General features: G+C 29.4%; 7 protein-coding genes. 5 read left to right on the top strand and 2 right to left on the bottom strand.

The features are described from left to right. The first annotated feature begins 281 nt into the window (after positions 1-281). Together QZZ48_RS12610 and QZZ48_RS12605 are read left to right on the top strand one after the other, a co-directional pair. On the top strand, positions 282-1,199 hold the full coding sequence (locus QZZ48_RS12610) for a manganese-dependent inorganic pyrophosphatase (RefSeq protein WP_294966438.1): 918 nt from the start codon (positions 282-284) through the stop codon (positions 1,197-1,199). A gap of 9 nt (positions 1,200-1,208) precedes the next feature. After that, positions 1,209-2,303, top strand: coding sequence for an EAL domain-containing protein (locus QZZ48_RS12605; protein ID WP_294966436.1), 1,095 nt, complete (start codon positions 1,209-1,211; stop codon positions 2,301-2,303). A 105-nt stretch (positions 2,304-2,408) separates the two neighbouring features. Here QZZ48_RS12605 and QZZ48_RS12600 read toward each other — a convergent pair whose 3' ends face one another. Together QZZ48_RS12600 and QZZ48_RS12595 are read right to left on the bottom strand one after the other, a co-directional pair. Continuing rightward, on the bottom strand, positions 2,409-2,939 hold the full coding sequence (locus QZZ48_RS12600; protein WP_294966435.1) for a flagellar basal body-associated FliL family protein: 531 nt from the start codon (positions 2,937-2,939) through the stop codon (positions 2,409-2,411). 16 nt (positions 2,940-2,955) lie between these two features. Beyond that, positions 2,956-4,638, bottom strand: a complete 1,683-nt coding sequence (locus tag QZZ48_RS12595) for an AMP-binding protein (RefSeq protein WP_294966433.1) — start codon at positions 4,636-4,638, stop codon at positions 2,956-2,958. Between the two features lie 84 nt (positions 4,639-4,722). On the opposite strand from QZZ48_RS12595, the gene QZZ48_RS12590 reads away from it, so the two are divergent. The 3 genes from QZZ48_RS12590 to QZZ48_RS12580 all read left to right on the top strand — a co-directional run. Beyond that, positions 4,723-6,480 (top strand): YgiQ family radical SAM protein, encoded by a 1,758-nt coding sequence (locus tag QZZ48_RS12590; protein ID WP_294966431.1) that lies wholly within the window; start codon positions 4,723-4,725, stop codon positions 6,478-6,480. Positions 6,481-6,872: 392 nt separating this feature from the next. Next, on the top strand, positions 6,873-8,054 hold the full coding sequence (locus QZZ48_RS12585; protein ID WP_294966429.1) for a HAMP domain-containing sensor histidine kinase: 1,182 nt from the start codon (positions 6,873-6,875) through the stop codon (positions 8,052-8,054). Beyond that, positions 8,047-8,624 (top strand): response regulator (locus QZZ48_RS12580; protein ID WP_294966427.1); only part of this gene is annotated, 578 nt, incomplete at its 3' end. The genes QZZ48_RS12585 and QZZ48_RS12580, both read left to right, overlap by 8 nt.

Raw genomic sequence — 8,624 nt, 5'->3', positions numbered from 1 at the left:
ACACTCATATTTAATCCCTATATTTTCTATTTCAATTTTATCATTTTTGAAATAAGAAAACAAATTTTACTGGTTCAGTTTTAGGGGTTCATTATACAAATACAATATAACAAATATAACAAAATACTCTGAAAATTTATTAGATAAAGTAGACTCTTTTGATATAGATGGTATTAGTGAAATATTAGATGAATATGAAATTAAAATTAAAGATTTAAAATCTAAATTATAGTTTTGAAAAGTACAGTATAATAACAAAAAAATTTTACAAAGGTTATAAAATGTCAACATATATTTTTGGACACACAAATCCTGATTCGGATTCTATAGTTGGAGCTATCTCTCTTTCATATCTAAAAAATCAAATTGGTGAAGATTGTGTACCAACTCGTCAGGGTGATATCTCTCCTGAAACTGAGTTTATTTTAAATAAATTTGGTGCAGATGTACCTGAACTTAAAACTTCTTATGCTGGTGAGAATGTTTATATCGTTGATTTTTCTGATTTAGGTCAGGCTCCTGCCGATATTGGAGAAGCCACAATCTTAGGAATATATGATCATCATAAACTTGGTGATTTAACTACTTCTGCACCATTAGAGTGTTGGATAAGACCTATTGGATGTTCTAATACAGTTATCAAAGAAGCATATGATTATCATGGTGTAGAAATTCCAAAAGATATTGCAGGAATGATGTTATGTGCAATTTTAAGTGATACTGTAATCTTTAAATCTCCAACATGTACAAAAATAGATACTAAAGTAGTTAAAGAACTAGCAGCAATAGCTGAAATACAAGACTATAAAGCTCTTGGCATGGAAATGTTTATTGTTAAATCTGCCGTACAAGGTGCAACTGCTCGTGAGTTAATTACTCGCGATTACAAAGAGTTTTCAATGGGTAATGAAAAGCTAGGAGTTGGACAACTTGAAGTAGTAGACTTAATCGTATTTGATGATATGAAAGATGATTTATTTGAAGATATGAAAAAGTTAAAAGAAGAGGGTGGCCTTCATAGTGTTATTGTTCTTTTAACAGACATAATGAAAGAAGGTTCACAGCTTCTAGTTGTAAGTGATGATAATTCTAAAATAGAAAATGCATTTGAGTGTAGACTTGAAGACTCTCAAGTATGGTTAGATGGTGTTCTTAGTCGTAAGAAACAAGTTATTCCATTCTTACAACCACAGTTTTAGACTGATAGTATGGATATTGATAACTTAGATAAGGTATATTTAGCAAAACAAAAAGTTTTTAATAGACATAATAAAAAGTTTGCTTATGAATTGTTGTTTAGGGATTATGAGTATGGAATAAGACTCTTTCCTACAAATATTAAAGCAACGTCTCATGTCTTAATCAATGTTCTTACAAATATTAATCATGTTATCAATGAACCAGGTACTATTCTTATAAACGTAGATGAAGAATTTTTACTATCAGGTTTTATCGATATTTTAGATAAAAATAAATTTATGCTAGAAATATTAGAAACAACTGATTTAACAAAAAAAGTTGTTTCTAAAATTAAAAGTTATCATAATCAAGGTTACAAAATTGCAATAGATGATTTTGATTGTAGTTTTGAAATGATTAAAAAATTCACTATAAAAGTAGATGTCCAAGCTTCAGAACCTGTTAATTTCAATAATGTAGTAATTAAGCTAAAAGAAAAAGGACTTAAGTTACTTGCTGAAAAAGTAGAGACAAAAAAAGAGTATAAAATGTGTTTTGAGATGGGTTTTGACCTTTTTCAAGGTTACTATCTTGATAAACCACAAACAGTAGAAATACATAGAACTAAAGATATTACACAGTATATTGTTCTAAATTTAATTCAGATGATAAAAGAAGAAGCTACAACTAAAGTAATAGAAGTATATATTAAACAGAGACCTGATTTATCTTTAAAGTTAGTGAAATTCTTAAATACTCAAGATAAACTTGATACAAAAGTAGAGTCTATTGTTCAAGTTATAACCCTTATTGGAAGAGATAAGTTGTTAAGATGGTTATTACTATACCTATACTCTGAAATGTCCAATACTCCTGTATCTGAAATGATTCTTGCAATAGCTGTTAATCTAGCAGGAAATATGGAAGATCATGCTATAGAAGCTGAAAAAGATAAAGCTTACCTTGCTGGAATGTTTTCTATGATAGGGGCACTTTTTGATAGTACTAACAAAGAGGTTATCGGTGACATTAAACTCGATAAAGATATTAAAGATCTTGTTATAAATAGAAAAGGCAGATTTTTATCAAGTCTTATAAAATCTGAAGTTTCAGAAAGAACATAGTTAAAGAGATTATTTATGGAAAACTTTGACAAGATAGATTTAGTAGATGTTATCTACGCCCTTGGCTTAAATGGTATAGACATAGATAAAGATAGACTTTAGTAATTATTGAATTATAAAATTATTATAATAAATTTCTTCTATCTCTCCATCACTAAGATATTGATTTAAATTATTTACTATCTCTTTTTTCATCTTCTTATTTGTTACTCTTGCATTTTCATTATTAGATATAACATTAATAACAGCATTTCTTAAAACAACACCCTTATCAAGTATTTCATCTTCTACACTATCTCCACCAAACCAATTAATGCCTTTTTTCTCTTTAAACTTTAAAGATATGTTCGTCGTTAGCTTTCTATTTCCAGAAATATTCATAGTAAAATCACCAAGACTTGCCATATCTCCTTTTTTTATTTTAACGTTAGTTGTGTAGAACATCTCTTTTGCTATTGCAATTTTTTCTTTTGATGGAGTTAATATTTGTGCTCTTCCCGAATTTAGACCATTGTCTTTTTCATTATACTTTTTGAGATTGTTAAATTTTGATTGAGACACTCCATACGCCAATACAAGAACTACAATAAGGGTGATAGTAACAATTGTAAATATTTTAATTATTTTGTTAATCATTTTTGTCTCCTTTTAATTATTCAGTGTAAAGGTATCGTTTGATTTTTTTCGTTGGAGTCTTTACAAAAGGCTCTATTTGTTCCATAAATTTTATAATTTTAGAAGAAGCAGCAACTTGTGTATTTACTTCTAAACGCATCTCTTCTAGGAGCTTTATGATATCTTCACTAACCTTAGCATCTGTCTTTTTATTAGCATGAAATTTTTCATCCATCAGTTCATAATCCAAATGTACTCTAGCTACAAGTTTGCCATCTTGTTCCATTACAAGAGAATCAAGTACACCTTCGTTTTGATTTATTACAGATTCTAGTTGTTCAGGATAAATATTTTTTCCATCAGAAGAAATAATTACATTTTTACTTCGGCCTCTAATAAATAGAAAACCTTCATCATCCATATAGCCTAAATCTCCAGTTAAGAACCAATCACCTTCCATAACTTCTAGAGCTTTTTCTTTATCTTTATAGTACCCAAGCATTACACTAGGTGATTTAGCAATAATTTCACCTTCTCCAGTTATAGGATTAGGGTCTTTTATTTTTAGTTCAACACCATAAAAAGCTGGACCAGTTGATTTAAACTTAGGACTTAAACTTAAATTTGTTCCGGCTAAAAGAGGAGCGGTTTCAGTTAGACCATAACCAATAGTGTAAGGAAACTCTGCTTCAATAAGAAATTTTTCTACAAAAGGGGATAGTGGAGCACCACCAATACCGAAAAATTTTAATCTTCCTCCAAATGTTTCTATCAGTTTTTTACCGGCTATCTTATTTAATTTTTTTCTTACATATGGAATCTTATATAGAAGTCTCATAAGTAAAGACCCTGTAAACTTTGGTAAAACTTTATTTTTGTAGATTTTTTCTATAATTAGAGGCACGCTTAGCATCATCGTTGGTTTGACAACTGAAAAAGCTTTTAAAAGTACGCTTGGAGTAGGTGCTTTATCTATATACACAATGCTTGCACCGTTAAGAATTGGAACAATAAGCCCAACTGTACATTCGTATGTATGTGCTAGTGGTAAAATAGATAAAAATGTGTCATTATTGTTAATGTCTAATATGCAAAAAGTAGAAAGAGCATTTGTTACAAGGTTTTTATGAGATAGCATTACTCCTTTTGAGTGACCTGTTGTTCCAGATGTATATATAAGAGCAGCTAAATCATCTTCTTTTACAACTGTCGTTGAGTTAGAAATTTTCTTTGCTATATCTTTTGTTTTTTTAGCTAAATCTGCAAAATGATGTTTATTTCTTGTTTCATCAATAATTTCTAAATTGTCTAACCTTACAACAAAACGTATATTTGAACCGCTACTTTCTTCTATTGTTGCTAAATGTTTTTCTGATACAAATACAGCCTTAGCCTCTGAGTGTCTAAGAATATGGTGAACATCTGATGGATGAAAGTCTGGAAGAACAGGTACGATAACAGCACCCATATAAGTAACACTAAAGTATGCTACTCCCCAATTTGGCATGTTTTCACTTAGTAAAACAACCTTATCTCCTTGTGAGATGCCGTTTTCTTGTAGTAGTTTAACCATCTGTTTAACTTTTTCACCAAGCTCTGAGTAGAGCATTGGTGTCTGTCCAACTTTAGCAAGTGCATTACTACCTCCAAATATTGACACAGACCTGTTCAATAAGCTTGGAAGTGTAAAGTTTTCTAAATCTTCATAGGGGTAGTTCATATATAATCTCTTATTTTAAATTGATTTAGTACTATTATACATAAATATTGCAAAAATTGGATTAGCTTGAGCAGAAGAAGTAAAATGAAACAACCATCACGAGATACTATAACATTTACTGAAAAAGATTTTCTTCCAACTACTAGGGCAGAAATGGACGTATTTGGATGGGATCAGTGTGATATTATCTTAGTAAGTGGAGATGCATATATAGACTCTCCTTTTATAGGTGTAGCTATGGTTGGACGTATGCTTGAGCGTATGGGATATAGAGTAGGAATGATAGGTCAGCCCGATATCAAAAGTGATATAGATATCAAAAGACTTGGCGAGCCTAGACTTTACTGGGGAGTAAGTGGTGGTAGTGTTGATAGTATGGTATCTAACTATACTGCTACTAAAAAATTTAGAAACTCTGATGATTATACTCCTGGTGGAAAAAATGATAAAAGACCTGATCGTGCTCTAAGTGTTTACTGTAACCTTATTCGTAGATATTTTAAAGATACTGTTCCTTTAGTTCTTGGTGGAATTGAAGCATCTTTAAGACGAGTTAGTCACTATGATTATTGGGCTAATAAAATGAAAAAACCAATCCTCTTTGACTCAAAAGCTGATATTCTTATCTACGGTATGGGAGAGATTGCATTAGAACAACTAACTCATGCACTAGAAAATGGTGATGACTATAGAGATATAAGAGGTGTTAGTTACATTTCAAAAGAGCCAAACCATGAATACATACAACTACCTTCTCATCAAGATTGTTTAGATGATAAGGAGAAGTATATAGACCTTTTTGATGACTTCTATGATAATAATGACCCAATAAATGCAAAAGGACTTTGTCAGCCAGTTGATACTCGTTTTCTAATTCAAAATCCTCCTTGTGACTATTTAGATGAGAAAGAAATGGATGCTAACTCCAATCTTCCTTTTACAAGAGAACTGCATCCTTACTATGCGAAGATGGGTAAAGTAAAGTGTTTAGAGACTATTAAGTTCTCTATCATGACTCACCATGGATGCTGGGGAGAGTGTAACTTCTGTGCTATCGGTGTTCACCAAGGTAGAACTATTCGTACTCGTACAGAATGCAACATACTTGAAGAAGCAAAAGAGTTTAACAAGTATAAGGACTACAAAGGCATCATAAGTGATGTTGGAGGTCCAACTGCTAATATGTATGGTTATGATTGCTCTAAGAAGCTTAAAAAAGGTACATGTGATGATATTCGTTGTGTAGATGCAGATCGTTTATGTAAGGTTATGCATGTAGACCATGGAAGAAACATAAACTTGCTTAGAAAGGTAAGAGAAGTTGAAGGTGTTAGAAAAGCCTTTGTAGCATCTGGTGTTAGGTATGATCTTATTACTGCAGATAAAAAACATGGTTATTCTTATTTAAAAGAGATGGTAGAGCATCATATATCAGGACAGATGAAAGTTGCACCTGAACATACACAACAACATGTTCTAGAACTTATGGGTAAACCAGGTAAAGAGACTCTTGTTGACTTTAAGAAGATGTATGACAAGCTAAATAAAGAAGCAGGAAAACCACAGTTTTTAACTTACTATCTTATTGCAGCGCATCCGGGTTGTGAAGAAAAAGATATGCATGAGCTAAAGCGCTTTACTACGGATGAGCTTAAGATGAATCCTGAGCAAGCTCAAGTATTTACTCCAACACCAAGTACATACTCTGCTGTTATGTACTATACAGAACTAGACCCAAAGACTCGTAAAAAAATCTTTGTAGAAAAAGACACTAAAAGAAAAGAAAAACAAAAACAAATAGTAGTAAAAAAAGATTCTTTTTCTAGTGGATTTTCTTCTTAAGCATAACGCAAGAAGAAAATTTATTTATATTTCAAAATTTAACCTTTTCACTTAATAAATCTCATAATATATGCAATCAAATGCTTTTAGATTATATAATATTGTCATATCTTTGTCATTTATTTATAAATAGGACAACTATACGACAATGTTATAATATAATGCATTTTAACATAAAAAGGATGTTTAAAATTGAACAATATAAAATATATTTGTAATTTTAGTCTTAAAATAGGTGTTTTATATATTGAGTCTGAAAGAAATATTAGAGAAGACAATTATGCCTTTATCACAATGTTTAATAATTTTGGAATAGTGCTTGAGATTGATAAAGTTAAATTTAGACTTTACCATTTAACTAAAAGTACTCAAAAATTATAATAAGAATAAGTATGCATAATAAAGCAAAAGAAATAGAATTTGAGTGCTTAAATTCTATCGGAAATACTTTTGAACTAGAAAGCGTGATTTCAGAAGTTATGATAACTTACTATCGCCAAACGAAAGCTATGTATGTTAGCTACTCAACAAAAGTAGATAATGAAAACATATTTATTAATATAGGTGTCTTCTACAAAACAGTTTTTGATATAAAAAAGTTAGAAGAAAAAAAATGTCTTACTTATATAGATAATCAATACAACATCGTAATTTTAGATTTAAAAATAGGATATTTAACTTTTGTATATAAAGATAGACATGCAGATATAGATTATCTAGTATCTTTAATTAGTATGTTTCAACAAAAAATAAATTTTGCTATTAGTGCTTGTCTCGGTGTGTTAGAACTAGAAAATTTTAATAAAGAACTTAAAAATAAAATTAAGCAGTCTATTAAAAAAATTTCTAAACATGAAAAGCTTTTACTTGTAAAATCAAAAAATATTCTTATGGGAGAGATGATAGAGATAATTACACATCAGTGGAGACAACCTGTTACAGCAATAGGCTTGATATCCAATAACGTTATGTTAAATATGTTACTTGGTGAACTTGATATGAAAATATTACAAGAGGACTTAGATGGTATAAATAAACAAGTGAAATACCTCTCTAATACTATTGATGATTTTAGAGATTTTTTTAAAGAGGGTAAAAAAGAAGAAGTATTTATCTTAAGTGATGTTATAAAAAATAGTATAGCTATTTTAGAAAAACAATTTATTGAATCGAGTATAGAATTGACATTTGAAAATAATTGCTTAGATACCAAACTTACTACATTTAAAAGTGAATTAATGCAAGCTCTAATAAATATAATTTCAAATGCAAAAGAAGCTTTTTCTCCAGATATAAAAAATAGATATTTAAATATTTCTTGTAATAAAGGTAGGAAAAATGTCTACATTATAATCTCAGACAATGCAGGTGGAATAAAAAATGATATTATTGAAAAAATATTTGACCCATACTTTTCTACCAAAAAACAAAAAAATGGAACGGGCTTAGGATTGTACATTTGTAAAATAATTATTTGTGAGCATTTAAAAGGTGATTTAAGAATAAAAAATAAAGACAATGGAGCTACATTTATTGTCACATTACCATTAATAAAGGAGTCTACAAATGAATAAAAGTTACATTCTTAAGCTTCAAAAGCTTTGTTATGGATTGAAAGTTCTCTATGTTGAAGATGATGAAAATATTTCAAAACAAGTGCATCGTATTTTAAATAGGATATTTGATCATATAGATATAGAAGTAGATGGAAAAAGTGGATTAGAAAAGTATGAAGAGCATAATCATGATATAGTTATTACAGATCTATCAATGCCAATTATAAATGGGATAGTTATGTCTCATAAGATAAAACAAAAGAATAAAGATCAAATGATTATTGTTACATCTGCCCATAATGAAATGAAATACATGAGTAAATTAATAGATATAGGAGTAAATAAATTTATTTATAAGCCCATTAATCTCAAGAATATATTAGAAGTATTGGCTAAAACATCTATAAAAATTCTTAAGGATAAAAAGAAAAAGATAAAACATAATGTATGTGCTATTAATAATCCAACTGTAATTATAGATGGCAATAAAATAAAACATGCAAATGAGTCTTTTAAAAAATATTTTTTAAAAGATTCTGATGGTGATGTATGTGAATTTAGACTAAGTTGTATGTTTAAAGATAAAAA

This window comes from Sulfurimonas sp., assembly GCF_016744025.1.
GTDB lineage: Bacteria > Campylobacterota > Campylobacteria > Campylobacterales > Sulfurimonadaceae > Sulfurimonas.
Note: the sequence above shows the minus strand (reverse complement) of the source record. Positions and strands in the feature narration are given on the sequence as shown.

Coding starts and splice junctions, on each gene's coding strand:
- QZZ48_RS12595 (WP_294966433.1), bottom strand. CDS start 4,638: ATGAACTACCCCTATGAAGATTTAGAAAACTTTACACTTCCAAGCTTA.
- QZZ48_RS12610 (WP_294966438.1), top strand. CDS start 282: ATGTCAACATATATTTTTGGACACACAAATCCTGATTCGGATTCTATA.
- QZZ48_RS12600 (WP_294966435.1), bottom strand. CDS start 2,939: ATGATTAACAAAATAATTAAAATATTTACAATTGTTACTATCACCCTT.
- QZZ48_RS12605 (WP_294966436.1), top strand. CDS start 1,209: ATGGATATTGATAACTTAGATAAGGTATATTTAGCAAAACAAAAAGTT.
- QZZ48_RS12585 (WP_294966429.1), top strand. CDS start 6,873: ATGCATAATAAAGCAAAAGAAATAGAATTTGAGTGCTTAAATTCTATC.
- QZZ48_RS12590 (WP_294966431.1), top strand. CDS start 4,723: ATGAAACAACCATCACGAGATACTATAACATTTACTGAAAAAGATTTT.